General features: G+C 44.8%; 28 protein-coding genes and 3 pseudogenes. 5 read left to right on the top strand and 26 right to left on the bottom strand.

Features of this window, described 5'->3' with window-relative positions; all coding sequences use genetic code 11:
- Window positions 1–495: 495 nt before the first annotated feature.
- Window positions 496–693: pseudogene (locus tag BN3656_RS06650) on the bottom strand (nitroreductase family protein); the annotation flags it as partial.
- Between BN3656_RS06650 and BN3656_RS06645 the strand changes: the two are divergent.
- From BN3656_RS06645 to BN3656_RS06635, 3 genes are all read left to right on the top strand, one after another.
- Complete coding sequence (locus tag BN3656_RS06645; RefSeq protein ID WP_096807424.1) at window positions 692–979, top strand: competence protein TfoX; 288 nt, start codon at window positions 692–694, stop codon at window positions 977–979. The pseudogene BN3656_RS06650 and the gene BN3656_RS06645 overlap by 2 nt on opposite strands.
- A gap of 230 nt (window positions 980–1,209) precedes the next feature.
- On the top strand, window positions 1,210–1,452 hold the full coding sequence (locus BN3656_RS06640) for a DUF3781 domain-containing protein (RefSeq protein ID WP_066545556.1): 243 nt from the start codon (window positions 1,210–1,212) through the stop codon (window positions 1,450–1,452).
- Window positions 1,449–1,919, top strand: coding sequence for a GyrI-like domain-containing protein (locus tag BN3656_RS06635; RefSeq protein ID WP_066545546.1), 471 nt, complete (start codon window positions 1,449–1,451; stop codon window positions 1,917–1,919). The genes BN3656_RS06640 and BN3656_RS06635 overlap by 4 nt, the downstream gene beginning before the upstream one ends.
- An 872-nt stretch (window positions 1,920–2,791) precedes the next feature.
- Here the strand turns inward: BN3656_RS06635 and BN3656_RS06625 are convergent.
- Window positions 2,792–3,184: pseudogene (locus tag BN3656_RS06625) on the bottom strand (ATP-binding cassette domain-containing protein); the annotation flags it as partial.
- 199 nt (window positions 3,185–3,383) lie between these two features.
- On the opposite strand from BN3656_RS06625, the gene BN3656_RS06620 reads away from it, so the two are divergent.
- Window positions 3,384–3,722 (top strand): helix-turn-helix transcriptional regulator, encoded by a 339-nt coding sequence (locus tag BN3656_RS06620; RefSeq protein ID WP_066545541.1) that lies wholly within the window; start codon window positions 3,384–3,386, stop codon window positions 3,720–3,722.
- Window positions 3,723–3,848: 126 nt separating this feature from the next.
- Here BN3656_RS06620 and BN3656_RS06615 read toward each other — a convergent pair whose 3' ends face one another.
- The 12 genes from BN3656_RS06615 to BN3656_RS06555 form a co-directional block, all read right to left on the bottom strand.
- Complete coding sequence (locus BN3656_RS06615) at window positions 3,849–4,112, bottom strand: helix-turn-helix domain-containing protein (protein ID WP_066545538.1); 264 nt, start codon at window positions 4,110–4,112, stop codon at window positions 3,849–3,851.
- 12 nt (window positions 4,113–4,124) lie between these two features.
- Window positions 4,125–5,930 carry a VirD4-like conjugal transfer protein, CD1115 family gene (locus tag BN3656_RS06610; protein WP_242962957.1) on the bottom strand — a complete coding sequence of 602 codons (1,806 nt, stop codon included), beginning with the start codon at window positions 5,928–5,930 and terminating at the stop codon, window positions 4,125–4,127.
- A gap of 30 nt (window positions 5,931–5,960) precedes the next feature.
- A complete protein-coding gene (locus tag BN3656_RS06605; RefSeq protein ID WP_066545536.1) occupies window positions 5,961–6,899 on the bottom strand; it encodes a DUF3991 and toprim domain-containing protein in 939 nt (312 codons plus the stop codon).
- A gap of 14 nt (window positions 6,900–6,913) precedes the next feature.
- Window positions 6,914–9,790: a MobP3 family relaxase gene (gene mobP3 / locus BN3656_RS06600; RefSeq protein ID WP_066545534.1), complete on the bottom strand. Its 2,877-nt coding sequence runs from the start codon at window positions 9,788–9,790 to the stop codon at window positions 6,914–6,916.
- Window positions 9,791–9,900: 110 nt separating this feature from the next.
- Entirely contained in the window at window positions 9,901–10,500 is a 600-nt protein-coding gene (locus BN3656_RS06595) for an alpha/beta hydrolase (RefSeq protein WP_055650618.1), read from the bottom strand.
- A gap of 24 nt (window positions 10,501–10,524) precedes the next feature.
- Window positions 10,525–10,845 (bottom strand): TfoX/Sxy family protein, encoded by a 321-nt coding sequence (locus tag BN3656_RS06590; protein ID WP_066545531.1) that lies wholly within the window; start codon window positions 10,843–10,845, stop codon window positions 10,525–10,527.
- 43 nt (window positions 10,846–10,888) lie between these two features.
- The gene (locus BN3656_RS06585) at window positions 10,889–11,305 is read right to left on the bottom strand and encodes a YjdF family protein (RefSeq protein ID WP_055650616.1); all 417 of its coding nucleotides are present in this window, start codon (window positions 11,303–11,305) and stop codon (window positions 10,889–10,891) included.
- Window positions 11,306–11,500: 195 nt separating this feature from the next.
- Window positions 11,501–11,920 carry a nuclear transport factor 2 family protein gene (locus tag BN3656_RS06580; protein WP_066545529.1) on the bottom strand — a complete coding sequence of 140 codons (420 nt, stop codon included), beginning with the start codon at window positions 11,918–11,920 and terminating at the stop codon, window positions 11,501–11,503.
- Between the two features lie 156 nt (window positions 11,921–12,076).
- A complete protein-coding gene (locus BN3656_RS06575) occupies window positions 12,077–12,490 on the bottom strand; it encodes a hypothetical protein (protein WP_002593797.1) in 414 nt (137 codons plus the stop codon).
- A gap of 414 nt (window positions 12,491–12,904) precedes the next feature.
- On the bottom strand, window positions 12,905–13,171 hold the full coding sequence (locus BN3656_RS06565; RefSeq protein ID WP_066545523.1) for a DUF6103 family protein: 267 nt from the start codon (window positions 13,169–13,171) through the stop codon (window positions 12,905–12,907).
- A 65-nt stretch (window positions 13,172–13,236) separates the two neighbouring features.
- A complete protein-coding gene (locus BN3656_RS06560; protein ID WP_066545520.1) occupies window positions 13,237–13,515 on the bottom strand; it encodes a chemotaxis protein in 279 nt (92 codons plus the stop codon).
- Between the two features lie 114 nt (window positions 13,516–13,629).
- Complete coding sequence (locus BN3656_RS06555) at window positions 13,630–14,655, bottom strand: C40 family peptidase (protein ID WP_066545515.1); 1,026 nt, start codon at window positions 14,653–14,655, stop codon at window positions 13,630–13,632.
- 116 nt (window positions 14,656–14,771) lie between these two features.
- Between BN3656_RS06555 and BN3656_RS06550 the strand changes: the two genes are divergently transcribed.
- Window positions 14,772–15,107, top strand: coding sequence for a helix-turn-helix transcriptional regulator (locus BN3656_RS06550; protein ID WP_066545513.1), 336 nt, complete (start codon window positions 14,772–14,774; stop codon window positions 15,105–15,107).
- A gap of 22 nt (window positions 15,108–15,129) precedes the next feature.
- On the opposite strand, the gene BN3656_RS06545 is transcribed toward BN3656_RS06550, so the two are convergent.
- From BN3656_RS06545 to BN3656_RS06490, 12 genes and pseudogenes are all read right to left on the bottom strand, one after another.
- Entirely contained in the window at window positions 15,130–15,651 is a 522-nt protein-coding gene (locus BN3656_RS06545; protein WP_081422882.1) for a gamma-glutamylcyclotransferase family protein, read from the bottom strand.
- A gap of 14 nt (window positions 15,652–15,665) precedes the next feature.
- The gene (locus tag BN3656_RS06540) at window positions 15,666–16,709 is read right to left on the bottom strand and encodes an amidoligase family protein (RefSeq protein ID WP_066545511.1); all 1,044 of its coding nucleotides are present in this window, start codon (window positions 16,707–16,709) and stop codon (window positions 15,666–15,668) included.
- Window positions 16,710–16,724: 15 nt separating this feature from the next.
- Entirely contained in the window at window positions 16,725–18,536 is a 1,812-nt protein-coding gene (locus tag BN3656_RS06535) for a DUF87 domain-containing protein (RefSeq protein ID WP_066546152.1), read from the bottom strand.
- 35 nt (window positions 18,537–18,571) lie between these two features.
- Window positions 18,572–19,171, bottom strand: a complete 600-nt coding sequence (locus tag BN3656_RS06530; protein WP_066545508.1) for a hypothetical protein — start codon at window positions 19,169–19,171, stop codon at window positions 18,572–18,574.
- On the bottom strand, window positions 19,168–19,428 hold the full coding sequence (locus tag BN3656_RS06525; protein ID WP_066545505.1) for a hypothetical protein: 261 nt from the start codon (window positions 19,426–19,428) through the stop codon (window positions 19,168–19,170). Before BN3656_RS06525 ends, BN3656_RS06530 begins: the two co-directional genes overlap by 4 nt.
- Window positions 19,429–19,494: 66 nt before the next feature.
- On the bottom strand, window positions 19,495–19,812 hold the full coding sequence (locus BN3656_RS06520; RefSeq protein WP_066545488.1) for a 4-oxalocrotonate tautomerase: 318 nt from the start codon (window positions 19,810–19,812) through the stop codon (window positions 19,495–19,497).
- A 110-nt stretch (window positions 19,813–19,922) separates the two neighbouring features.
- Window positions 19,923–21,529, bottom strand: a pseudogene (locus BN3656_RS06515) (DNA cytosine methyltransferase).
- Window positions 21,526–21,900 (bottom strand): DUF4406 domain-containing protein, encoded by a 375-nt coding sequence (locus tag BN3656_RS06510; protein WP_066545481.1) that lies wholly within the window; start codon window positions 21,898–21,900, stop codon window positions 21,526–21,528. Before BN3656_RS06510 ends, BN3656_RS06515 begins: the two are co-directional and overlap by 4 nt.
- 17 nt (window positions 21,901–21,917) lie before the next feature.
- Window positions 21,918–22,820: a conjugal transfer protein TrbL family protein gene (locus BN3656_RS06505; protein WP_066545478.1), complete on the bottom strand. Its 903-nt coding sequence runs from the start codon at window positions 22,818–22,820 to the stop codon at window positions 21,918–21,920.
- A gap of 19 nt (window positions 22,821–22,839) precedes the next feature.
- Window positions 22,840–23,268: a hypothetical protein gene (locus BN3656_RS06500; protein ID WP_066545471.1), complete on the bottom strand. Its 429-nt coding sequence runs from the start codon at window positions 23,266–23,268 to the stop codon at window positions 22,840–22,842.
- Between the two features lie 13 nt (window positions 23,269–23,281).
- Window positions 23,282–23,614, bottom strand: coding sequence for a DUF3852 domain-containing protein (locus tag BN3656_RS06495; protein WP_066546149.1), 333 nt, complete (start codon window positions 23,612–23,614; stop codon window positions 23,282–23,284).
- A gap of 71 nt (window positions 23,615–23,685) precedes the next feature.
- Complete coding sequence (locus BN3656_RS06490; protein ID WP_066546146.1) at window positions 23,686–25,428, bottom strand: hypothetical protein; 1,743 nt, start codon at window positions 25,426–25,428, stop codon at window positions 23,686–23,688.
- Between the last annotated feature and the right edge of the window lie 46 nt (window positions 25,429–25,474).

Genomic DNA, 25,474 nt, shown 5'->3' with positions numbered 1-25,474 from the left:
TTTTTGTGACTATCTTCTTCGGCTCCTACCCCTTTTATGGATTGGCACCCTGTTCTTTCTGTCATTCTTCTTTTCAAAATCGGAACAGAGAACATCTGTAATCACCCATGCTACACCCGTAAATCCACTGATTTACGCGTTCATTCGATGCAGTGCAGCCTTTGTAGGATCACTCCTTCTGATAGCTGCCGTATTCCTTCTGGCTGCTGTATTTTACGGAAGATTTTTTCACTGGTATCACTGGGAAACTTTGCTGATTCCCGGCTGCCTGCTTCTAATCCCGATATTACTGATTGATATCCTCATTAGCTGGTTTATAGGACGGAAATTCCCCTGGCTTTTAGTCATCTGGATGCTGGTTCCCGTTTTCATCATAATTATAATTTTATAAGTAACCTATATACCGAATCAATCGCTTGAATTTCCAAACTCAAGCGATTGATTCGGCAGCTGCATTATTTCCACATATACCTATTTCATGCTCTATAAGTAATCATTATAAATATTTCCAGCCTTTGCAATACTATTTAGCCGTTCCTTATCCTGTACCACCAATAATTTGACTGGCTGTAAATTCGCCGCAGTTGGTGCAACATGGGCGGAAGCCAATATTTTATCCAGCTTTTCTTTTTCTACAGGCTTATCTTCATATGCTCTAACAGAATATCTTTTTTTGCAATATAGGAATTACATTTTTTGTATTCTTTATTTACAAGAAATAACATATCGTGCAATGATAGGAGAATTTACTATCTATTATCGCGGAAAAATCGTTGGCGATATATATGATGATAGGCTACTTGTAAAACCAACAAAGTCTGCAATCTCTTATATACCAACAGTTATCTATGAAATTCCATGCGAAAATACTAAAGAAATGTTATTAATCGAAGAAGTGGATAATAAAGATTTTTTGACAGGTTTATTTGATGTGATGTATGATGAACTACCAACGCCAAAACCTAAAAAGAAAAAATGAACAGCCTCTAGTTTTACAATTTCATATCCATACACACAAAGCAGTTGGTCTTTTTGATTGTCTGCTTTTTCTTACCTAAATTTCCAATTGGAATGACAAACTAATGTACTGTTAGAGCTGTTCAACAAGATTATCGGTGCATAAAATTTTATTGTGATACTGATATGAGGATGGTATAATTGGGATATAAAACATACAAATAAATTTGTTGAAAAATGAGGTATCAAAATATGGAAAATGAATTACTGGAAAACTTAGACAGACTCCACACGACTGAACTTGGCGTTATTAGAATTAAAAAGAATTTGTCTTTGAATATAGAAAATGTAATTGAATGGTGCAAAGAAAGAATTAGTCTTTCTAATGCGGAAATCATAAGAAAAGGAAAAAACTGGTATATAACGATTGATAATTGTATTATAACGGTAAATGCGTACAGTTATACCGTTATCACTGCTCACAAGGTAAAATGATAAATTTTTCTATAAAGGAATTAAACGCATTTGCAGTTATTGGGCAGGAAGTAGAACTTACTGATTATCAAAAAAAGAATATTCAGATTAGTACACAGTTTTGGAGAAAGTTTAACAGTAGTTTGAAAAAAGCGTATCTTTCACACTCGGGAAATTGGGTAAAATATGCTTTTATGGAAAGAAGAAATGGAAAACTTTATTATTTCTGTTCTATTCCCAAAAGAGCCATTACCCCAGAGGGCTTTCTGTATAAAAAAATACCGTCTTATAAATATTTGGTTGTGGAGCATATTGGTGCTATGGATAAAATATATGAAACTTATGGCAAGATTTATCAAGAAATTATTCCTAGTACATCGTATATTCCTATAAAAGATATTATCCTACACTTTGAAAAATATGATTATCGTTTTCATTGGAATAGTGATAATTCAGTTATTGAAATTTGGATACCTATTCAAGATTAGAAACAATTTTATATCCTTACACACAGAGCAGTTAGTCTTTATGATTGACTGCTTTTTAACAAAAGACACCACGCAGGTGTCAATCGTGTCTTTTTAGTGCTGTTTCATTATCATATCAAGGCTCATTCAATAGTGGTAAATTCGTGGTAAAATGAGTGTTTTACTATACTTCAAAATGCTTGAAAGTATAGTATTTATGCAGATAATCGAAAATTAGATATAAAATTTAATATTACATAACATATTTGAAGATTTCATAACGATTTGAAAAAAGAATGAGCAATACCATAGTATTACCCAGACCGTCCACAAAGTCCCGACACTCGCCGGGATTTTCTACATTTATAACCGTTTTCCTGATATAACGAAACTATTATCCTGCAATGTTCATATCGAACGCTGATTATCAAACTTCAGCGATAGCCGAATATGCTACCGCCTTTTTTAGCATTCAAATAATGAATCAAAGAAACAAATGAAAGCCGAATAAATTTTTTCAAATAATATGTCACCATAACGGCTTATATGGTGTGTTTTATATAGAGAGGTAAAAATAAATGAAAACAGAGGAATTGTTTATCGAGTACATGGACAATCTTTATCGAATAGCAGTGTTTATGCTGTCTAATGTCCAAGATGCTGAGGATGCGGTTCAGGAAACGTATGTAAGATATTTACTAAAAAAACCTAAGTTAAATAATCAAGAACATGAAAAAGCATGGCTAATGTGTGTTTGTATCAATATCTGCAAAAATCAAATCAGATATAGAAATAGACATCCTAAGTACAACATTGAAGAAGTAGATGTGATAGGAATCGAATTAGAGGAAAAAGAAATTTTAAGAGAAATTTCACTATTACCAGTAAAACTGAAGAGAAAATTGTCCGGCTCGCTTCTTGCCTGTTCCAGTCAGTCGGACAACTTGCAGCACTTCGTCAATTCTCTTATCTGGCAATCCCAAAATGATTGTCCTAACTTTCAGATTTTCATAGGCAGTTAAGTTCTCATAAAGAGGCGGCATTTCAATTAATGCTCCGATATGATTTAAATCGCTGCGCTTCCATGTATGACCGTCAAATTCAATACTTCCAGAAGTCGACCTCAAAATACCTGTGATCATTTTTAGTGTTGTGGATTTTCCTGCTCCATTCGGCCCCAATAATCCATAAACGGAATTTTTTTCAATATTCAGTGATAAGTTGTTTACGACACTTTGCCCGCTGAAAGATTTACAAAGGTCTGTTGTTTTTAAAATCTTACTCATATTCTGTCGTATCCTCTCTTTATAATTAATTATAAGAAAAAGGATAAACTTCTATTTTGAAGATTTCATAAAGAAAAAGCAATTCATAAAATGTTAACACACCATCTTTTTGAACTATTAGTTCATGTATAGCAAGAATTATTAGAGCGTTCATTTCTTTCAACAAGAACTGTAAAATGACAGTGGAGGTGAACTATCAGTGGAGGTTTTCAATACATCTTATATGGGAGCTATTTTTAAAACTGCCAGAAAGCGGGCAGGCTTGACACAGGAACAGGTAGCTGAACAGGTCAATATCACCCCCCGCTTTCTTATGGGGCTTGAAAAAGGCGAAAAACGTCCCAGCCTGGAAGTCCTGCTTCGCTTAGCACACCTGCTCAACATCCCTGGTGACGCCCTGATCCATCCTCAGCTGTCTTTTGTCGATAAAGAAGACCAAGAACTCCTCCGGCTGTTCATGGAGCTAACTGCCAGAGATAAAAAAGTAATCCTGGCTGCAGTCCACGAAATGCTGGGGCATTCCCATACAGAAAAATAGTCTTTCTAAAGTATTTCTTTTTCTGCCTATGATAATTTTCAAGTGTTCTCTTAGCAGGATACGCCACAATGCTATATCCCTTATGCCACCAGAAGGGCAGATGTCCCCCCTGGTGGCACTTTTCTTTTAACTGTACTCAATCAAGGTATATAAAAGGCTGCTTCTGCCACCATTTTCTCTCCACCGCTGCTCTTTTTGAAGTAGACCAGCCTTTTCCAAGTCCTGGATTGCCCGTTCTACCGTCCTTCGTGACAGATTCAGCTCCCTTGCAATGGTACCAATTGCCGGATAACACTGTCCCTCTGCATTGCATCGGTCTTTCAGGTACATATAGACAGCTTTGGCCCGATGGGGCAGTTCAGATGCATAAATCTTCGAAAAATATCCCACACCTATCCTCCTCTAGTCTGTCCTAAGCGGCGGTCTTGGAGGGGAATCATGCCTCCATTTACATTTTCGATGCTCCTCTTCATATGCTTTCTCAAACTGGCTCTCTCCTGTTCCCTCTTCTTCCAATCTCCCCTCCTCCCACTCTTCCTCATCTTCACAGGCAGTCTGCCTCCGTACAATCTCCTGTTCCAGTTCAAACCGGTCCGCATAAGCCACCGTTCTGGCTGCCTGTTCTGCCACCTCATAGGCTTCCCCGAACTGGATTCCCCATTTTAGGAACAGAGGAAGCTGGGTTCTCATGGGACAGGTTCCTGTCTTGGCCAGCACAAAATGACCTTTGGGAAGCGTCTTTAATTCCTCCGGAGCCATTAACGGCCGGCTCATCATCTGCAGGCTCTGGCTGGGATCATTTTTTCCTCTGGAAATAGAACCAGACAAAACGGTTCTGTTTCCCAGTGCTTTTGATAAAATCTCCGCACTTTCTGAGTTGGGTGCAAAGCCTCCAAACAGAATGTCCTGGCAGTTATCGATGATAATACTGGAACCTTCTTTTCCATAATTCTTCTCCAGCTGTGCGAAACTTTGAATAATGGGAACCATGCTGATCCGTCTGGAACGTCCTGCGGAGAACATCATTTCCATGGACTCGATCTTTGGGATAGTTCCAATTTCATCCGCAAACATCATCACCCGGTTTGGAAGTTTTCCCCCACACTCATCAGCGATCATGAGCATTTCCCGATAGAGCTGCTGTAAAAACAGAGATACCATAAAATACTTCGTGTTATCTTCCTCTGGCAGCACAATAAAAATTGCTGACTTTTCCCTGCAGAACGTTTCCGTATCCAATGTGCTGTCAAAGCACAGGATCTGCTCCATTTCTGAATCAAGAAACGCATTGAGCCGGGACATGGTCGTGGACAATACGGAGGCCATTGCCTGATCCGCAGAGTTTAGGGCTGCCCCTGCAAACCACTTCGCTTTATGAGTAGGCGGCAGCTTATCCATCAGTAGCTGGAACAGGCTCCGGTTCTTCACTGGAGATGGAGCCAGAAGATCCTGGATCAGCTTGAACACCGAAATAATGTGGCGTTTCTCTGGCGGGCAATACTCTGCAATCAGCAAAATGACCGATGCCAGTAGTCCTTCTGCCGCATCATAGAAAAAGGCATTCTGCCCATAGCTACTGGCCGATGCCCCATCGGAACTGATGATGGTCTTTGCCGTAATCTTTGCATACTTCTCTGCCCTGGCCTTAGCTGCCAGATTCTTTGGATTCTCCAGATACGCATCCATATATTTATTCACCAGTGTCAGGATATTGTTTCCATCCGAGCGGGTAGGATTCCGCAGGTCCAGAATTGAAATCCGGTATCCATAACATTCCTTTGCAATCCCTGCATAATTCCGAAACAGATCTCCCTTGGTGTCTGTAGTCAGGAAACTCATCCCGGACGCACAGGCGTATTCGATATTTGGATACAAAAAGTTGGCAGTCTTACCTACGCCGGCTGCTCCAATCATAAGGCAATGAATATCTCCGCTGTCTACCAGTGCTGTAATGGAATTTCCTTTCTTCTTGTACCCAACCACCAGCCCCTGCTCGTTCGGAAGATGGTTTCCTTTTCTCCATTGCTCTGGTTCATAGGGTACATGGGCGTATGTTTCCCTGATTTCCTTTTCCGTCGCAAACCGGGCAGTCCCGTACTGCCCATCCCCCACAGTTTTTGATTTGATCCCATTGAGTGTATAGTGGCTGGACAACATAGCAAGACCTCCGATCACTGCAAACATTCCCAATCCGATACACACAAACATAAAAATTCCCTGTATTGGTATTCCCTCCCCTCACATCATCTGCATTACTGTCTGGCGTTCTACTATAGATTCCGGCGGCGGCTTCTGTAATGCCTGGAGATCTTCATTCCAGTCCTTCTGATAAGAAAAGAGCGGGAACACATTTCCGTATCCCCGCTCAGACAACCGTCTTTTGATCCGCTCTCCTGCCTCGATTCCTGCTTTATCATGATCCAGACACAGAGCGATTTTGGAAAGGTGTGGTACATCCTCAAGAAGCTGTACCAGTGCGTGTTCCGCCACCCCACAGAGTGCCACATAGCTATGCTCCATCCACTCCTTTTGATACATGGAAATAAAAGACAGCATATCAATCGGTGCTTCAAATACATACACCGTATCGCTTTTCCCAATCCAGTGAAAACTGTATCTTGGATCGCAGCTTTCCACATTTCCCTTAAACGGTTTCCCCTGCTGACAGGTTCCTCGCTTATGGGCATGGCGTGGAATTCCATCCACATCAAACCCCACAAAAACTGTATTGTGGTATTTGGCGTCTTCATAAATCATATGTCTTCTTGCAAATACAGACACGACTTTAGGATCCAGACAGCGTGTCTTTACCAGATATGCAAAAGCCCGGTGCATCGTCCGATTGGCCTCCGGAAGTATAAATGGTTTTTTCGGTTCCTGTTCCTGCTTCATGCTTTCCCTATATGCTTCCCCCTGCTCCCCTCCCAACAGCATAGTAACTGCATCCGGAAAACTCTGATTGTAAAACATCCGCACAAAATCAATGGAACAGCCTCCCTTTTCTGTTGCATGATCATACCATTGGTTTCCTCTTACTGTAATACTGTGATCACTGGCCAACCGTTTTTCTCTTCCAGAACGAAGCAGTTTCTCTCCCTGTCTGGAAAGAAAATCTTCCAGATCTACCGCATTGGCCCTTTGCTTCTGTTCTTCTGTAAAATAAATAAATCCTCCCATGCCTTCCTCCTTTGTCAGTAACTGCCTTGTACCGGCTCCCGATCATCCCGTTTGTATCCCTGAGCCTGCTTTTTCTCTGCCAGCTTCCACCGACGTTTTCGATCAATCTGATACCGCTTCATTTCCATTGGTCTCTGTACTTCTTCGCAAAACAGCTTTTCCAGATGATGAAGCAGTCTGGTTGCTGCCAGAAACAAGGACGGATCCTGATATGCATCCAGATGTTCCAGTAAAAAACTGGCATACAGATTTCCTTGTTCTGCCGATGCTGTCAGATATTCCACTGCCTTTTCCCGATCACGGGAAACATCTCTGCCACAGAGATATAACTTTCCCAACACATACTGAGCATACTGGTTTCCTTTTTCCGCACATAGTCCCAGGTAATGTACTGCTGTTTCCACATTTTTCGTTACATGTTCTCCTGAAAGATATAACTTCCCTAACTGATAAAAGGCCCATTCATTTTTCTGCTCCGCTGCCTGTTGAAGCCATTTCATTGCCACTTCCACTTGAGGAGAAAACTCTTCCCCCTTGAGATATAGCATTCCAAGCCGATACTGCGCATATGGATTTCCTTTTTCCGCTGACAGGCTGAGCCACTTCACAGCCGCTTCCACATCCTTCGGTATTTCCTCCCCCAAAAGCAACAAACATCCCATCCGATATGCAGCATATTCATTTCCAAGTTCTGCTGCAGAGCGGAACCATTTCATGGCCTGATCCATATCTTTATTAAAATACACACCATCCTGGTATAATTTCCCCAACACATACTGGGCGGCTGAGTGCTCTGCATTTGCTGCTTTTGTAAGCCATTCCACTGCCTGGCCGCTGTCTCCACTTCCCGTTTCCAGCCAGAGTGTTCCAAGTGCATACTGAGCATTGATATTCCCCAGCTTTGCAGACTTTTCCCAATACCTGGCCGCCCCCTCATCATCTTTGCTGGTTCCCGTTCCAGTATGAAGCATCTGACCAATCCGGTACTGGAGTTTATCATCATGACTTTTTTCTTCCAGAACCACAAAACCGGAATACGCATTCTGAAATCTCCACTCTGCCTGCTGTAAATCCGGCTCTGTACCAAAACCATCCCTATACATCTTCGCCAGTTCCAGGCTGGCATAAGGATTCCCCTGCTCTGCTGAACTCATATATAGAGAAAACGCCCGTATATCATTTTGCTCCACCCCCCGGCCCCGCCGGTAAAGCCCAGCCAGAGAATACTGGGCATACTTATGATCCATTGCAGCCGCCTGAGAAAACCAGTGTGCCGCCTTTTCATAATTTTGTTCTGCTCCCAAACCAGAAGCATACATTTTCCCAATACGATATTGCAGATATGGTTTCTCCTTTTTCTTTACGGATTCTTCTCTTACAAGAAATGCTTCCAATGCTTTCTCATACCATTTCTGTGCCAGCCCCACATCCGCATCCCGTCCCAAGCCATCCGCAAACATTCGACCAAGGTCGTGCATGGCAAACCCATTCCCCTGCTCTGCTTCCTGAAGGAACTTCTGATATGCCTTTTCAAAATCCTGCAATGTAGAATCGCTGCCATACAAATAATTCCTAGCCTGTATATATCCATCTGTCCACCAATTGGAACTGGATTTTTCTTTTCTGCCATTAGGAAAAAGCTCTTGCTTGACTTCCTCCACCGCATAGTCCGAATCTAGTTCCCCTGTCAGCTCTGCTACCGGATCTGGTTCTTGTATAAAAAAATCGTCCTTTGGTTCTGAGTATCCATCTTCATTCTCTTCAAACAAAAAATGATGACTGCCAAGCCTCAATGCTTCTGCAATCACCATATTTTTGATACTTTTTAATTTAGGCTGTTTTGATAAAGGCGGTAATTCTTCCGTCTGTTTTCGGTAGGTCTTCACAATCTCATCCTCCCATAGCCCCCATTCCCGGTACAGGGCAGACACCCGGTCATCTTTCTCCAACTCGTCTACGATGTGATCGACCAGATCCTTCACATCTCTCTTCAGGTAGCCATAAACCTTTTTCCCACCTGTATTTTGCAGCCGTTTAGAAAGCTGCATCATACTGGTTTCAATTTCCGAACTCTTAAGCGTCCCCGCCCGTATTTCATCTATCCATGTCTTCATTACAACTTCCGACCGTTCCTTTAAATCCATACGAGACTGCGCCTGTTCCTCATAAATATTTGCAAAATCCTGACGGAAAATATCATGCGCCAGCTCAGAACGCATGGCCTCAATCGACTGCTTTGTCAGATACCCTTCTCCATCTTTTACTGAGTACACCAATAGATGAACATGGGGATGATGGCTTTCATTATGAAATGCAGCGTACCATTTCAGATTGGCGCTGTCAATTTTCATATGCTTACACAGCATTGCCCGTTTGGAACGCAGCAATGCCATCCACTGAACAGCACTGTCATACCCTAACCGGGCTGCATCCTCGCGCCGAAGGGAAATCACATGGGTCCACACAATTCCCTTGTGATCTGCCACTTGATTCTGCACCTGTCCAAGAACCATCGGTTCTCCCTCATCTGTAAACAGACCATGCTCACCAATCTTTTCTACACGGGGACGATGCGCCAGATAATCCACATAATTTTTTCGCGTCGCTGCTATATCAAGATTTTGTTCCAATACACAGGAAATAAATTCCGAGGCATTTTCGATTGTTGGTTTTCTTTGATAATCTTCATACTCCAGCATTTCTTTTGTCGCCGGAAAATCCTGCAGGAGCTGATGCACTAACTTCTTTTGACTCACCGTTGCTGGGAGGTGCTTTTTACTTGTATCAATTTTCTCTACCCCTTTCCGCGTTCCAATGTAATGGACATAATTTTCTTTCTGAGATGGTTTTGCATCTTTTAAATATCGGGAAGTAAAAATAAGTTTTGCCATGTTACTCCTTTTTAGAAAGCAAAAAGGAACCTATGGCTTATCACACACCATGGCTCCTTTTACATTTTATCACATCTTCTTCCGTTACATAGTTTCAACATTTGAACATATCATGTACATTGCTTGATCCAGTCAGAAAGAAAGTCCATCTGCTCTTTCGTATGAAACCAGTGCTCCCCGTTTTCCATAACTGTAAGTGTTGCTCCGATTCTATCTGCAAACTCAGCTATTGTTTCATACGATGTCAAGTTATCCTTTTCTCCATACAGAATGTGCGTTGGAACAGTCCAGGTAACAGGATGCTCCCTCACATAACAAAGATAAGCCCAGGAAAGTGTTTCCCCAAAGGATGTCGGGATTTCTTTCTGTTTCTGCAAATCATCTTCGGTCACATTCGCCCACTGCATCATATTCCGAATCAATCTTTCCATATCTACAACCGGAGAAATAAAGTATGCCTTCTCTATTTTGCTGTCTGCCAAAGCACTCATAGCAAAGAAAGCACCAATGCTGTTCGCAATCACTGTTACTGTTTCATATGTTCCGCATAGGTTATCAAACAATCTGGGGAACTCTTTTTTCGCTTCCCAAGGTAACTGTGAGGAATAGTCAAAACCAATTACATCATATTCTTCAAAGAGCGCTTTATAATACTCTGCCTCTTTCGGATTTCCACCTTTACCATGTATATACAAAATTGCCTTGTCCATTTATTTGTTTTCCCTTCGCAATACCTATTTTTTCTTTTTGGGTTTGGGCAGCGGCAGTTCATCATACATCGCGTGGAACAGTCCTGTCAAAAATTCTTTCTGATCAACCTCCTCTACCAGCAGCATCTCTTTTGTTCCCTCATAAGGTACTTCATATACCGGATCTGTCATATAGGCAATTGCTGACTTTGTGGGTTTTACAAGCAGTCTGTCATCATAAATGCCTCCTACGATCTTGCCACGATAATAGATAATAAATTCTCCCATCATAGTCCGATATGTAATTTCATCCAACTCGGACAGCTGCTCTAAAACAAATTGTAAATAATTTTTACTTGATGCCATCGTTTACCTCAAACCAAATTTTGTGTAAGAATACATTACATTCTTAATGCCCTCGATGTTTCTCTTTTTTCTTTTTTTGTTTTAAGTCAAACATTTTTTTCTCTTCTGCCAATTTGTCTTCCCGGCTTTTAGACTTACGCTGCTGTTTCCTTTGTTCCTGCTGCAGCTTTAGTGCTTGCTGAGATTTTGTTCCAGCGCCCCTATCCAACATTTGTTTATGAATTTCACGCTGGAGCTTCTTTGGGTTTTTTGTTAGTTCCTTTTCAGTAACCTCCACAGATGGACTAAATTGCAAACGATCATATTCCTTTAGCACAAATTCCCATATCTCATAGTCCTTTGGTTCAGTTCCAAATGTTACTTTGGAAACGGAAAGTTTCCCATTTTCAACTCTCTCAAAAATACCTACCCAAAATGGTTCCTCAAAAAACACTGTCAGCTTGCCTGTCCTTATACTCATGGCAATCCCTCCTTAATGATTGAAATGAGCAAAGAATGGACAACCCGGAGGGGCAGGTTACTTACCCTGATATACAGGACGGCCGGGCTACCTACCGGCTCTGGTATGCATCACTGCATACGTTGCGTTTTTATCTTTACTTTTATAATCAAGCCTCCTCGGCCAGATTAACACATATAATTTTTCTGTTTCTAATTAAAACCAACTAGTCTTTTCATCTCTAAATTTAGGCATATCACTATCCTCATAAGGATTATAATTGTTTAAGTTACATCCAAACTCCTTTAATGATTTTATTTTATTATCTGCTGTCCATACAATCAAGGACATTCCGTCAAATTCCTCTATATTCCCATTATTCATTTCATTTTTAAAATACCACTCTACAACCGTCTGGTTATCTTTATGAAAGAACTGCTTGATCTTCCACTCCATCACCTTGCCACGTGTATTCCATTCATTAAACCAATGTTTTACAACTTGACGGTTATTATATTTTGGACTCCAGCTTTCAGTATAAATCACGTCTTCCGCAAAAATGTCATCCATACCAAGATCCTGTTGTGTAAGCCACATTTTGAACCATAGTTGAATGATTTGTTCTCTCTCATTCAAAATTCTACACCTCGATTCATTTCTTAGTATATTATAATCGATGAGTTATTGCATCGTAAAGGACAAATCTATTTTTTATCTCTTCTGAAAATTCATCACACAACTAGAGGGAAGTACAAATAAATTCTCTTTCCATCGTTTCCTTTCCAACAATATCTACACATCCCGCTTTTGATAATGATACGCATCTTCAAACTTCACAGTTCCATTGATCCGTCTCACTTCATCAACACATTTTACGTGCAGCCTGTTTAAAGATTCTTCATCCACATCATGAGTGTAGGCAATTACCTGTGAGAGCTTGGACAATTCCACTGCTATCTTAAAGTCCATCCTGGCCAGACGGTTCTCACTATCCTGAACGGTTCCCGTAAGCACAGAAGCCAGTGACTGCAAAAAATAATTTTCTGCTTTTCCTGCAAGAAGATATCCCATATAGAATTTAAGTGCTTCTGCTACAAATTCGTTTCTGGAACGCACATTGGCAGTCTCCAACAACCCGTCTGCCTGTTCTAATATAGCTTTTTCAATATAAATCCCAACACGGACTTTCGCGTTTTCGCTCCCCATCGTTCCCTCCTTACCAGGTATTCACAAACTCTCTCTCATTTCCTCCAAAATCCTGCCACTTTCAAAAATCCAGCACCATTCTTTCGACCGCCTTTTCCAAAAGTATTCAAACCAGATTTCCCGAACGGCTTTGCCGGTCGGTGTTTTCCAGGGGTAGGCTGCCAAAAGCAGCATACCCCCTTTAACCTGCACACATTTCGACCCTGCCAAAAGCCTCTGGAATTCAGCATTTTCTCTGCCTATTCCACTGTTTTCAGAACCTTCTTTCACATTTGCCCAACACCGCCTTCATTCCCCACCAGGGTACACGAATGCCACCTGGCTGTCTAAAGCCTGACACGGGGGCACACAAGGGCTTACAAAAGGCTATGTGCTTCTTCCATCTGCACCATACAGCATCCTCTTTCTCCGCTCTTATGCCTCTCCTGCCGTCTCTGCCAGATTTTCTACCCGTCTTGCAGACCGTTCTGCCCTCCGGGTTCGATCTCTGGCAGATAAAACCTCTCTCGCCACCTTATCATCAATGTACTCACGGGTGGCCTGCGAAACATATTTCTCATACAGTTTCTGTACCGTATCATTTAACTCTGCCTGCAGATCCGCATCCCGTTTCTCCATATGAAATTTCAAAGCATCCAGTTTTTCTGTATTAAAGCTAACCGTCAACGTGGTTGTTCTCATTTACATCCTCCTCTCTCTGGATCCAGAACAAGCGGCTGCTCTCACAGCCGCTCCCTTGTCTAAAATCAAGTCCTCAAGTAACGCATCACTTCGATAGCATCTGCCAGCCCTGCCTTGTAATACCGCAGCCGTTCCTGATTTGGTACATCCAGCTTTTTCATCATCTGATCATCCAGCCACTCCCTCTCTTCCTCTGAAAGGCTATTCAGGATTCGTTCCACATGCATGATATACTCCTCCTTTTCGGCTTGATCGGTCTGACTTTTTTCCTCTTCCATTTTTCCTTTCAGCTGCATAACCCGCTCTTCAATCACCTGCTCCAACTGATCCATCATCTCATTCATAAGGTACTTCCCTCCTTTCAGCCACACACAATACCCGATCCTGTTCCGAAAGTCGATACCAAATATCCATAAATCTCCCTGGCAGATCCGCACCAACTTTTTTATCTTCATACCTTATTCTGGGATTGCAGCCAGCCTTCCAAATGCATACAGATGGGTGCTCCAGTAAGAAGAATTAAGATTGGCATAACCAATTGGAGAACCACAATGCAGCATTTTTGAGTCCCCAACATAAATCCCTACATGGCTCACTGCCCCGGAAGCTGCATAGGTTCCTGTAAAGAAAACCAAATCCCCAGGCTTTGCCTCCTCTCTGGATACCACTGCACACTGGTCAAAAATCCCCTGGGCTGTTGTCCGTGAAAGATGGTACACCCCAGACTGCGTATAGACCCAACAGATGTATCCGCTGCAGTCAAAGCTGGTAGCTGGAGAGCTTCCTCCCCACACATAGGGATATCCAATATAGCGGGTTGCTTCTGCCATCAGAACAGAAAAACTTCCATCTCCCATTGCCTGTCCAGGAGGAAGTCCGTTCCCTCCCGGCACACTAACCCCATATTTCGCCAGCGTATAAATCCGTTGTGCATTGGTTTTATCTTCCAGGAAAATCTCCCGATTTAATTCTGAAGCCAGATTTTCATAAACTGTATTCAAACTTTGGATTGGAACTGCAACCGTATAAGTTTCCCCCTCTTCATCCTCCCTCTCCTCATATGTCACAAAGCAATCTGCGAATGCCCGGCAGTCCTCCTCGTCCATCCGGGGCTGATCCTCACCAAAAAACAGGGCATAAAAGATTGCTTTTACCCGGTAAGGATCTATCTCCCCGCTTTCTATCATTCCATTGATCTCACTTAGCACACCGTCCAGTTTTCCGAAGCTATCCTGCATATTTTCGATATACATCCGGTACTCTGCTGGCACCTTTGAAGATAAATATCCCCCATGAAAGGACAGCTGGACAGCAGAAATATTATGGTCTGCAGTTCCAGAAAGGGTACACAGGAGCATGGTAACAATCAAAAGAAAAGGTGTTAAAAGTGCCGCAACAACAGAAAGAACCACCATCCGCCCTCTCTCGCTGGACGCTGTAAGCACTGCGGCTTTCGCTGCCAGAATCGCAGCTGGTACTGCCATAGGTTTCCTCCCTTCATTATATCCTATCAAGGTTATTATTCAACCTGTATCCATGATGTTTATATTCGATTGTGTGCGGTAAACTATCTCTATCAAGGATGTCAGGTGGTGATGGTTTGAAAAAACAATTTAATGTGGAAGTTGGCGGTCGTATCCGAAAAGCCCGCGAAGCACTGGGATATTCCCGTGAAGCACTTGCCGAAAAGGCGGATCTCGCCAGTTCTTTTCTCGGCACAATCGAACTTGGCACCGGCAGTTTCACTGCAGAAACCATGAGTAAGCTCTGCAATGCTCTTGGAGTATCTGCTGATTATATTCTCTTTGGAACAGAATCCCAGAACGATCTGTCTGCCATCCATGCCATGCTTTCTGGCTTAAATCCTGAGTATCTGCCACTTGTAGAACAGCTGCTCAGTGCCTATATCCAATCCATCCAGCTCTCACAAAAATAAGTCCTGCTTATGTTGCAGGGCTTTATTTGATTTCCCCATATCCGCTTATTCCAAACAGGCTCTGCTGGCGAAAGTCCTGGCTGTTCTCCTGTTTCTGCACCATCTCAAATGCATGTTCAATGGCATCCTCCAGAACCTGTGTATCAAATCCTGCCGTTTCATAGCCCTCCCAGATCACATTTGCATAGTGATCCGATGGGATTCCAAATGAATGTCCTGGTGTCATCACATACACCATGGCAGATATTGTCTTTCCGTCCATCTCGACTTCTATCATCTGCTTGTCATAAAAATTGGGATATCCTTCATAAAGATCCAGCGATTCCTCATCTCTTTTCTGGATATCCCATATCAGTACCGGCACAGCACTCCCCTCTTTTGGTTCTACGGTTGCCACAGCTCCCCTGCGGCCTCCCCGAAACAACAGCTCATAATCCTTCAGTTCTCCCTTCCCTACTACCTTTGCAGTCGGACACCGAAATGCCATTTGCGTCAAGTTCAGATTGCTTCCATAAGCAACATAAAGTCTTGGTTTTCTATTCACACGGATCCTCCTTGTCACATTCGCATCATAAAAGCCGGGGGTTCTTCTGCCTCCCCGGCCGATTCTGGTTCTCCAGTTGGAGAAATAGGTTCCTGTCTCTGGCTCCGCTCCTCCAGTTCTTTTTCTCTCTTCTGCCGCATCCGTTCCTTTTGAGCTTCCGCCTGAGCCGGATCCCTCCAGGCAATGCACCCTGGGAGATTCGCCAGCAGATGTTGACGGGCTGTAGCGAATTCTTCTCCATTCAGTCCCAGCCGCAGCAGCCAGGTGCGGAAGGTGTATTTCTCATTCGTGGTCTGTGTCTTTCTTCTGCTGGCACAGGACTGGTTAAGAGCCTGAGCACCAATCGCCAGACAAAATTGAATATACGCCTTAATCTTACCTGCATGGAGCGTCCCGTTGAACAGGCGGAATTCTACCGTTCCTTTTTGAAAGACAGAATGAAGGTTCAGACAATGATAACGGCTATCATCATAATGTGCATTCCTCCGGCTCTCTCCGTTGTACCAGATCCGCTCTACAGCTTCCATGCTTCTTGGCTTTCTCCGATTTAACTCATCCAAAAACCTCTGTTCCACTGGCTGGCACCATTGGTGCTGCCGTTCCACAGACACTCCCAGGGCTTTATAAATCAGATCTTCCTTGGATGCCATAATATTGGTGATATTTCGGAGGGTTCTTGCATCAAACGGTTCCACATTGATATGCACATGGATCCCGCAGCTTCCGTTCGTCAGGGCACCGTATTCTTTCAGCTTTCGGATGATCTCCTGAATCGTCACAATATCCTCATAACGACAGATGGGACTTACCATCTCCGTCCGGTATTCTCTTCCCGCACTTATCTTTCTTCCATTCAATTTCTGCTGTGCGGTTATGCTGCTGTCGCTCATAAACTTCCACTGACGCCCTTCTGTGTCAATGGCTGCATAAGTGTCATAATAGGTTCCCAGATATTTCACTCTGGTTCCAAAATACCCTGCTGTTACTTCTGCCGCTTTCGCACGGGTGATGCCGGTCATCTCAATCTCAATGCCAAATTTCTGCTCCTTTAACTCCATTCACAGTCTCCCCTTTTAGCGTCCTCCCGCCTTTCCGAACAGCTTCGCCTTATGCTCCGGTGCATGGACCATCAGGTTGTACCGCTCATTTCCGCATTTATACAGGCATACTCCCCGCTGCGGATAGCGGATCAGGTTGTATTCGCTTTCTTCCAGCTGCAGGGTATCCGTATAAAATTTGGCATCAATGCTTCCAGCATTGAACAGGAACTGATGGGTCGGAATGGAAAACAGTGGCTTTGTATATTCTTTCACTCCATCCAGATTAAAATCTTCCAGGTTCTGGCTGGCTATGATAACTGCCGAATCTTTCTTTCGCACACGCTTCATAAAGTTCCGGACATACTCCACAGCAGTTAAGTTGGAGAGGAACAGATAGAACTCATCCAGACTTGCTGCCGTATTGCCCTGCGTCAACAGCTCATCGCTCATAAAAGAAAGCACATTAAAGAGCAGGGCATCTTTTAAATTCCTGCTGGCCTGCAAAAGACCTTTTACTCCAAAGGTAATAAAACTGTCATCGGTGATATTGGTATGCCCATTAAAGAACTTACTCTCTGCTCCTACGCACATAGAGTTTAAACCGAGCAGGATACTCTGGAGCATCTCTGCAGTATAAAGAGGATAGTTCTTCGCATCAAATGCCCGGTATTCCTCTTCTATGAAGGCATACAGGTCAGACAGAATCGGGTAATCCCCCGAATCCAGGCGGTCAAAATCACTCTGATCCGTCAGTCCCCACCTTACATACAGTTTCTGCAGCATGATCTCGATCACGTCGATCTCCCGGTCCGTAAAGTCTTTATAGCTTCGGAAAAAATCTTTTAAGAAGCTGATGTGCTGGGACAGTCTGGATCGGATGCGAAAAGTCTGAGGAGCATCCAGATCCTCCGGGCTTCCTGCATCGTCCCAGGTCTTTGGCTCCAGCGGGTTGATGATATAATACCCGCTCATCAGATCAATAAAACATCCCCCCAGGTTGTTGGTCAGATCCTCATACTCCATCTCCGGATCCAACGCACAGATATGCATCCCGGATTCCCGCAGATTGGTTAACAGAAGCTTTAATAAATAGCTCTTTCCCTGACCGCTGTTTCCTAAAATCAGGATATTGGCATTGGTCTTGTCATCTGCCCTGCGGTTAAAATCTACCAGAACATTACTTCCAAACTTATCCCGTCCAATGTAGAACCCTTGGGGATCCGTCTTTCCCGAATAATTAAACGGATACAAATTTGCCACACTGCTGGCCGGAAGCACCCGTTCAAACTGGTTACGAAACCGGTTATAGCCGCTTGGCATCACACACTGGAATCCCTGCTGTTGTCTAAGCATCAGACGGTCCACATTTAACTTGGATCGGATCAATTCCGTCAGTACCTCGGTCTGAAGGAGCTTTAACTGGTCTAAATCATGGGCACACAGTTCCAGATATACTGCTGTATGCAGAAGCGGTTCCCGGTTGCGGTGCATCTGAGCCACAATGGTCGTCACGTCCTGCAAGTTGCTTTCTGCCAGTACCGTCTGCTGTAAGTCATTGGTATTGCTCCGATCCATCCGATTCTTATTGGCTGCATTGCTGATGATCTTTCGTTCCTCCACCGGAGTGACATGGCGGGTATAAATGCGAAGTGTTACCCCATCCTTCTCTCCCAGATGGGACAGGATCGCCTGCTCCTCTGTGGCAGTCGGATATTCCCTTAATGCCCACACACAGCGATAGGTATTGCCGCAGATAAAGTGGTCTGTTTCAAACTTGATCACAGCTGGGGCAATCATATCCAGAAATTCCTGAACCCGTACATCTCCTATCGGCTCTGCCGACATACGCTTTTCTCTCTTCAAATCAGCTCCTCCTTTTCTCAAATCTCCGGGATGATCCACCGTTCCCCATCAAAATCCTCAAACTTTTCTGTGGTTACGTTCTGCTCATAGTAAACTGCCAGGATCCGTTTGATATCCTCTTTGCCTGCCCGCTTGACAGAAAAGCTCTGTTCCTTCAGGGATTTCTCAATTCTGGAAAGATATGGAAATATATCCGACTCTTTTTCATCTTTCAGGCGAATCATGATCAGGAATTCACGGGCAGTCGCCATCTGTACCTGGATCCGGTCCAGATGAGTCTGGTCCTTCTCTAAAAGCTTCCGCACCACCGGATTTTCTTCCTCCTTCATCCGGGTACGCAGGAACCGTTTATTATCTTCAAAGCTCTCTCTGCTGTTTAAACACAGCATTTCAATCTCTGCCACACCTTTGAGTACCGTCATCAGGGCATAGATCCTGGCACCGATACTGGTTTCTGAAAGCACTGAGATATTGGTTGGCTTCACAATAAAATACACCAGTTCCCCGTGTTCATAGGTAACCAGGCTGTAGTCCGTTACCTCTTTTGCACCGATAAACTGGCGTGTAGAAAGTCGCCTGTCGGCCTCTTTTTTTGCTCTCTTTTTCTCTCTGTTCATTCCTGCCTCCATTCAAAAAACTGCTGTCGGATAAAGAAATATTCACAGGCATAACGGATAAAATCCAGAATACTGGTATCGCCAAGGCGGATCGTCAGAAACCCATACACTCCGGTCAAAACAATGGGTGGGAAACACCCAGCCTGCGTGACTGCTAAAATCGAAACCAGTCCACACACACCAAGGATCCCGATATCCCAAAGCTGCCACAGCCACAGGGTCGCTTTTGATTTCAAATGGTCCGGATAAATATACAATCGCTCACCTCCAAAATAATTACCGCCGGCATCATTTTCATCTGCCGGCGGTAGTCGTTTTCTTTTTTACACTTCTGTTTCCTCATGCCCCTCGTTCTCTGCCGTCTGGATTGCTTCTTCAATCAGTCCGATCACAAAATCTTTCTGGCTCTGCCCAGTCTTCTTTAAATGAACCTTCACCCTCTGGAATAACTCCTCGGATACCTGAAATGCCAGTGTCCTCATTCCGCTTTCCATCTCTCTTTCTCCCTTCTCAAAGTGGTCTTTTAGAAGCCGTTCCATATACTCGTTCAGCTTGATTCCCCATTCTTCCTGTTCTTCCCGCACTTTCTTATGCAGAGATTCTGGAATCATGGCACATAAATTCTTCTTACGCTCTTCCATTACGATCTCCTTTCCTCATTTTTACAAGCCAAGTATATCCACAAAGAGATGAGATAGCCAGGGCGATACCCAACAAAGATTGCCTTAAAACTGGAGCAGAACCACTAATGTTAGGGATTATCCCCCTTCATCTGCTGTAAAAAATAAGCGATGCCACGGAGAATAAAATCCACACATGGAATCGCTACACTGTTTCCTAACGCTTTATATCTGGCACTGTCAGATGCTCCGGGGATGTCCGTCCAATGATCCGGGAATCCCTGAAGCCGTTCACATTCCAAAGGGGTCAGCCGCCGGATCAGCTTCCGCTTCTCCACAATGCATTTGTCTTCACTGACATACTGGTTGTTGATCCCCTTATGATCCGTATACCCAATGGTCCCTACTGTATCCTGATAGGGTTCACACACCAGATCCATGGCATCCTTATGCTGTCTGGTACTCTGGGTTGCTGTTACCTTGTTTTCTAAGAATTCATCGCTTCTCTGCCGGCTGAACACCGCATGGCGGTCTGCACTAGTCAGGGTATAAGAAATGTCTGCCTGACATCCCAGACCATTTCCGCCGTTCTGCACCTCCCTGTCAATGATGTTGCCGGCAATACAGTAACTCTCTGGTATTTCCGAGACCAAAGGAACATTATTGCCGCCAGTCCCATACCGTGCAGACATGGTTGGTGCCACCTCATGCGGTCCCGTATATCTGGCATCAATTCCATGATTCTCAAACAGGATCGGCTGATTATTCCCGCTGGTTCCTGCCGCCTCTGTAAGAGTCGGACACAGATCCACACCAATCCCCGCATTTCCCTGCTGGCTGCCCATCACCAGAGGAGGATGACCGCTCATCCCCGCCCGCAGTGTGGCAGTCACATTGATAGAAACATCCATCCGCTCGCCGCCTTGGTCATTGAGACACAAACACACCTCTTTCTTTTCTGCCGTTTCCATGGAAAGTATATAAAAATTCACCTGTCTTTCCTTTTCTGCTCCACACCAGCCTGAATCTGGAGGGCTGTTTCCAACTGCGGCGGCAGTTCCTTTCCTCTGGCCTTGGCTCTCCGCAAGATCCCCAAGCAGGCGTTCCTGCTCAAATAATATTTTGGGTGCGGTGAGTCCTCCAAAATCTGCGACAAGGAAGATCCTACGGCGACGCTGGGCGACTCCCCAGTATTGAGCATCCAGGACTCTCCAAGCCAGGCTGAACCTATCTCCCAGAATGGCAGCCCCAGCAGGTTCCCAGCTCCCGGTGTCAGGTCGAGGCACATGACAGGTACATTCCTTAATGCGGACGATCTCCTCGATGACCGCCCGGAAGTCTTCCCCGTTTGCGGAGCTGAATGCTCCGGGGACATTTTCCCAAACGAGGTATCGAGGTCGAACAAGGTCATCTGATATCCCTCGTCTTTCATTCTCTGCTCTCATCTCCTTTACAATACGCACCTGATCCATAAAGAGTCCGGAACGTTCTCCCGCCAGCCCTTTCCGAAGTCCTGCTACTGACAGGGACTGCCTCCACAGATCACATCCACAGGCAGCAACTTTGCACCATCCAGTTTTGTGATATCCCCTACATGGATCATTTCGGGAAACCGGAGCTGCGTTACTCTCATGGGAAACGATTCGATCTCACTGGCCCATACTGGCACGATCCCGCAGTGGACTGCCGCCAGGGGGAATCCTCCAATCCCGTCAAACAGGCTGCCCAGTGTCATCATCCGCCCATCTCCATTCCCTTCTGTACCGGTGCTTCACACAGCCCCCATCCAATCTCCTGCTCACTGACCCGCCTAAGCGGAATCCGAAACCGTCTTGCCGCACGGATCTCCTGCTCCATCCCCGAGGACAGTTCATTTCCACACACCCAAATCTCATCACACACTTTTAGGATTCGAAGTCCCATACCTGTTCCAAGATTTCTCTCTTCCGGTACTTTATCATCCAACATCTGCGGATATAACAGATGGGAGGCAATGGGCGTAACCCCCTGCTTCATGGCATAACGACAGGCTGCCTTTGCAAATGCTACATTCCGCTCTACATCTCCAGAATAGGGAGATGCAATATATACCAGTTTGTTGTGTTCCATTCTTCACCGTCCTCTCTCTATTTGGAAACCACCTGCACAACGGTTCTTGTCAGATTGACGGCTCCCTGTGCTGCATAGACCGCTCCCATGACATTGGCCTTTGTTCCTGTTTCCAGCCCAAACTGGCCTGCAATCCGTGGAATCTCTCCCGCTGACAGCATAAGCCCCAAGCCAAGCAGGGCCTGATCCTTAACAACCATCAACCCCGCAATCAAAACCGTTGCCTGCAAAAATGCGGTCAGACACAGACCAATTACCTGTTTGCACCAGCCAACAAACCCATCAATATATCCCCTCGGCACACTGAATAAATAAAGACTACCCACCGCAATCTGGATCAAAAGGATGCCTCCTCTCTTCAGGTTGGCAAAAAACACCTTGATCACTGCATACCCCATCATAATCAGGAGAAAGATCATGAAAATAGGACTGGTGATACTTCCCAGTCCTCCAAAAATTCCCGATGTGGCCGCATCCTGCCAGGTAGCCGTATCCTTTAAGGATTGGATGATCTCGGATGCTACTGTCCCGATATCTTTTCCAAGCCCCGTAATCCCTGCAGTAAAACTTCCCTGAAGGGAAACACTGAGCTTATAAAGCTCTACTGGGACAACGCTAAACAGACTTACTGCCAGAAAACCTTTGATCACATTTAAGGCAGTGTCCCGGATACTGCCGCGGCCGTTCTGATACTCAATTCCGCACTCAAAAGCTGCCACCACAATCCCAGTTACATAAAGTGCCCATGCCAGATAAGAAAAGAACAGAACAATGGACCGCACCCAGCTCATCTCAAACAGATCAGCTCCCATACTTCCCATCTGCATGAAAAAGTCTCCCAAAAAACCTACAATCTGTCCATACAGCCAGTCAATGATCTGTCCTAACACCGTATCAGCGACAAAATCCCAGATAAACAATCGCTCATCACCTCTTTTCTTATTCCATCCTCTGTCCCATCTGCATGGTTTCCACCGGCTCCTTAAATACCTCTAAATAAGTGTTTACTGCCTCCGACATCTTTTTATAATCCGCTTCCCCTGGCTGGTACACATACCATTTCGTTTCCCTGCCATAAGACCAGATATGCGGATTTACTCCATCACGGAAGTTGGGATTCGATGTCTTTTTGATTCCCAGCACATCCTGAAAGGTCAAAACCATGCTGTCAATGATACCCTCATTCCGGTTTAACAAGGTTACCTTTAACCGGTCATAATGGTCTGCAATCCCACCGGTCTGAAAGTTGACTTTTACCCGGATATTGTCTGTCAGCCTGCCATAACACGCATTTCCTACATATCGTTGTTCCGTAAAGGCTGGTTCCTTTCCAACCATCTTTTTCAGTTCCTGTTCCAAAAATGTCATATGATCCCCTCTCTTAAATCCCAAGAATCTGCCAGATATAAAGCGGTGCAGTCAGCGTAAACACCAGACAGGCAAACAGGATAGCCGGAGCTGCCCACTCAAACTGTCCATGCTTACGATAATCAAAATACGCCGTTCCCAATTTTCCAAAAAAGAAAACGGCTAACACCAGGTCAATGGCCGGAAACACCACATGATCCACCACTGCCTTGATCTGCTTCGATGCCGTATCCCAGGTTCCCTCAATGGCACCCGCCACATCGCCCGATGCATAAACCGGTACGCAGCACAAAACCGCCAGTACGACTACCATGCACATAACTGCTGAAATTTTCTTTGTTCTCATCTGCTTCTTCCTCTTTCTGTCATTAGGTGATTTTTCTAACTTCTCTATCTGTTGATATGACATATTTCCTCCTATTCTGGTTTCTGTGGTGCGATATGCCAGTCACTCCACAAGTTCCCGTCAATGGTAATGGAATCAGTCAGATTCATGGAGAGCATCCCAGCCGGTGTCCAGCAGTCAAGCAGCCAGGTATACGGTGTGTAGCTTCCATCCGGATACCAGATTGGGGTGAAGTGGGTTCTCTGGCGATAAGTGCTGTAGCCGTTCTCCTTAAATTCATGGGTCATATCATAACCGCCGTTCATCCGCTCCAGAAGTCTCCAGAATTTCTCATATTGAAACTCAGGAAAATAGGTCACGGCATTCTGAGCCGGTGTGACTGCAAAACTCTGATTGGTGCTGACATGGGTTATTACTTTTTCCTGGAATCCATAACCGGATTTCATCGTCCTTTCCGTAGCGGTAGGGGACTTCTCATCGGTTGTAATTCTCATATCTGCAGCCAGACTTGCAGAGTATCGGTCCAGGTCAAACTCCCACCAGCCATGGTCACACCAATACCCGTCATCCTCCTCATCTCCGCTGTGCCATACCCAATGTTCCTGCCACCATGGTCTCCACACACCCCAGGCGGCAGAGGTAACTTCTGCCTTTGACGGTACGGATGGTCTTGTAAAGCCATCATTCCGGTCATCTGCGTTGGGATCCAGCGGAGGATTTTCATCCAGATCTACGATCTTGATATTCAGCGTTCCCTTTTCCGTTCTTCCCCCTCCATGAACTCGTACTGTCATCATCATGGTCTGAGGTTCCTTCGGGGTGGTCCAGCGAATCCAGGCCAGCTGACTGTCACCGGATGGATAATACACATGGTCCACGCGGTAGCTTTTCCCTCCCACAGAAAATGTGACAGACACCGGATCATCTGGATCACTCTGGCCTCCGCTCACCTCTACCGCTGTGATGACTTCTGTGTTGGTCCGGTACTCATAATCATAGGTACTGATTTCCGGTTCCTCTGGCGGGGCTTCGTGAAACCGTACCACACCAAGACCCAGGGAACTTTTGATCTCACTGTTGGAACGGACTCCAGATGTAGGTCCGCCCCATGCCGGATATCCCAGATCTGGTGTTTCCAAAAACATGGAAAGCGGGAGGTTCTGAAACGCCACAGTCGGAAGTACCGCCCGCATCCCCCCGCTTAACATCTCATCATACAAAGCTGCCTCTGTAGCCGTCGCTGCGATCAGGGTTCCCTGAAATTTTAAGAAACTGATCGGTTCCAGTAAAAGCCGGTACTCTCCTCCTACCAGCGTATCAATGTCCATTCCTGTCAGCCCTGCAATACTGCGGACCACCTGCTCATCTGTAAAATAACTTTTGATCTCCTCAATGTTGGCCTGTCCCAGACTTTTGGAGCTGATGATCCTCGGAAGGGACTGGGCCGGATTCACATATTCGTAAGGGTTGGTATCAACCGTTAATGCACTCCCCTTGGTATAAGACATCTTGCTGACCTTTCCAAAGGAATAGACAATCTTCGGCTGCTTGTTTGTCAGGTCAATGGGCCTTGTTACTGGCTCATGCCCTTCTGCCCGGATCACGGTCACACGGACTCCCTCATTTCCCGGAGACCAGGAGTTTTGACTGGTTCCCTGCCCCATATTTCCTCCGCCTCCGTCAATATTTCCATCTCCGACTGCATAAACAGGTACAGAAAACAGGAACGACAGTGAGAGTAAAACCGCAAGAAACACACCTCTCTTCTGCTTCAAATATCCTCCTTTCCAACCACAGGAAGCAGACGTTTCCATCTTCCCTGGTTTTAAGCAAACAAAAAGCACCGCATGGCTGCGATGC

Origin of the sequence: Clostridium sp. AT4 (assembly GCF_001517625.2) — a bacterium.
Lineage (GTDB): Bacteria > Bacillota > Clostridia > Lachnospirales > Lachnospiraceae > Enterocloster.
Note: the sequence above shows the minus strand (reverse complement) of the source record. Positions and strands in the feature narration are given on the sequence as shown.

What these genes read in the sequence shown, in the direction of transcription:
- BN3656_RS06640 (WP_066545556.1), top strand. Translation starts at nt 1,210, where the DNA reads ATGGAAAATGAATTACTGGAAAACTTAGACAGACTCCACACGACTGAA.
- BN3656_RS06635 (WP_066545546.1), top strand. Translation starts at nt 1,449, where the DNA reads ATGATAAATTTTTCTATAAAGGAATTAAACGCATTTGCAGTTATTGGG.
- BN3656_RS06610 (WP_242962957.1), bottom strand. Translation starts at nt 5,930, where the DNA reads ATGTTTGTGTGTATCGGATTGGGAATGTTTGCAGTGATCGGAGGTCTT.
- BN3656_RS06605 (WP_066545536.1), bottom strand. Translation starts at nt 6,899, where the DNA reads ATGGGAGGATTTATTTATTTTACAGAAGAACAGAAGCAAAGGGCCAAT.
- mobP3 (WP_066545534.1), bottom strand. Translation starts at nt 9,790, where the DNA reads ATGGCAAAACTTATTTTTACTTCCCGATATTTAAAAGATGCAAAACCA.
- BN3656_RS06595 (WP_055650618.1), bottom strand. Translation starts at nt 10,500, where the DNA reads ATGGACAAGGCAATTTTGTATATACATGGTAAAGGTGGAAATCCGAAA.
- BN3656_RS06590 (WP_066545531.1), bottom strand. Translation starts at nt 10,845, where the DNA reads ATGGCATCAAGTAAAAATTATTTACAATTTGTTTTAGAGCAGCTGTCC.
- BN3656_RS06585 (WP_055650616.1), bottom strand. Translation starts at nt 11,305, where the DNA reads ATGAGTATAAGGACAGGCAAGCTGACAGTGTTTTTTGAGGAACCATTT.
- BN3656_RS06575 (WP_002593797.1), bottom strand. Translation starts at nt 12,490, where the DNA reads ATGGGGAGCGAAAACGCGAAAGTCCGTGTTGGGATTTATATTGAAAAA.
- BN3656_RS06565 (WP_066545523.1), bottom strand. Translation starts at nt 13,171, where the DNA reads ATGAGAACAACCACGTTGACGGTTAGCTTTAATACAGAAAAACTGGAT.
- BN3656_RS06560 (WP_066545520.1), bottom strand. Translation starts at nt 13,515, where the DNA reads ATGAATGAGATGATGGATCAGTTGGAGCAGGTGATTGAAGAGCGGGTT.
- BN3656_RS06555 (WP_066545515.1), bottom strand. Translation starts at nt 14,655, where the DNA reads ATGGCAGTACCAGCTGCGATTCTGGCAGCGAAAGCCGCAGTGCTTACA.
- BN3656_RS06540 (WP_066545511.1), bottom strand. Translation starts at nt 16,709, where the DNA reads ATGGAGTTAAAGGAGCAGAAATTTGGCATTGAGATTGAGATGACCGGC.
- BN3656_RS06535 (WP_066546152.1), bottom strand. Translation starts at nt 18,536, where the DNA reads ATGTCGGCAGAGCCGATAGGAGATGTACGGGTTCAGGAATTTCTGGAT.
- BN3656_RS06530 (WP_066545508.1), bottom strand. Translation starts at nt 19,171, where the DNA reads ATGAACAGAGAGAAAAAGAGAGCAAAAAAAGAGGCCGACAGGCGACTT.
- BN3656_RS06520 (WP_066545488.1), bottom strand. Translation starts at nt 19,812, where the DNA reads ATGGAAGAGCGTAAGAAGAATTTATGTGCCATGATTCCAGAATCTCTG.
- BN3656_RS06510 (WP_066545481.1), bottom strand. Translation starts at nt 21,900, where the DNA reads ATGGAACACAACAAACTGGTATATATTGCATCTCCCTATTCTGGAGAT.
- BN3656_RS06500 (WP_066545471.1), bottom strand. Translation starts at nt 23,268, where the DNA reads ATGACATTTTTGGAACAGGAACTGAAAAAGATGGTTGGAAAGGAACCA.
- BN3656_RS06495 (WP_066546149.1), bottom strand. Translation starts at nt 23,614, where the DNA reads ATGAGAACAAAGAAAATTTCAGCAGTTATGTGCATGGTAGTCGTACTG.
- BN3656_RS06490 (WP_066546146.1), bottom strand. Translation starts at nt 25,428, where the DNA reads ATGGAAACGTCTGCTTCCTGTGGTTGGAAAGGAGGATATTTGAAGCAG.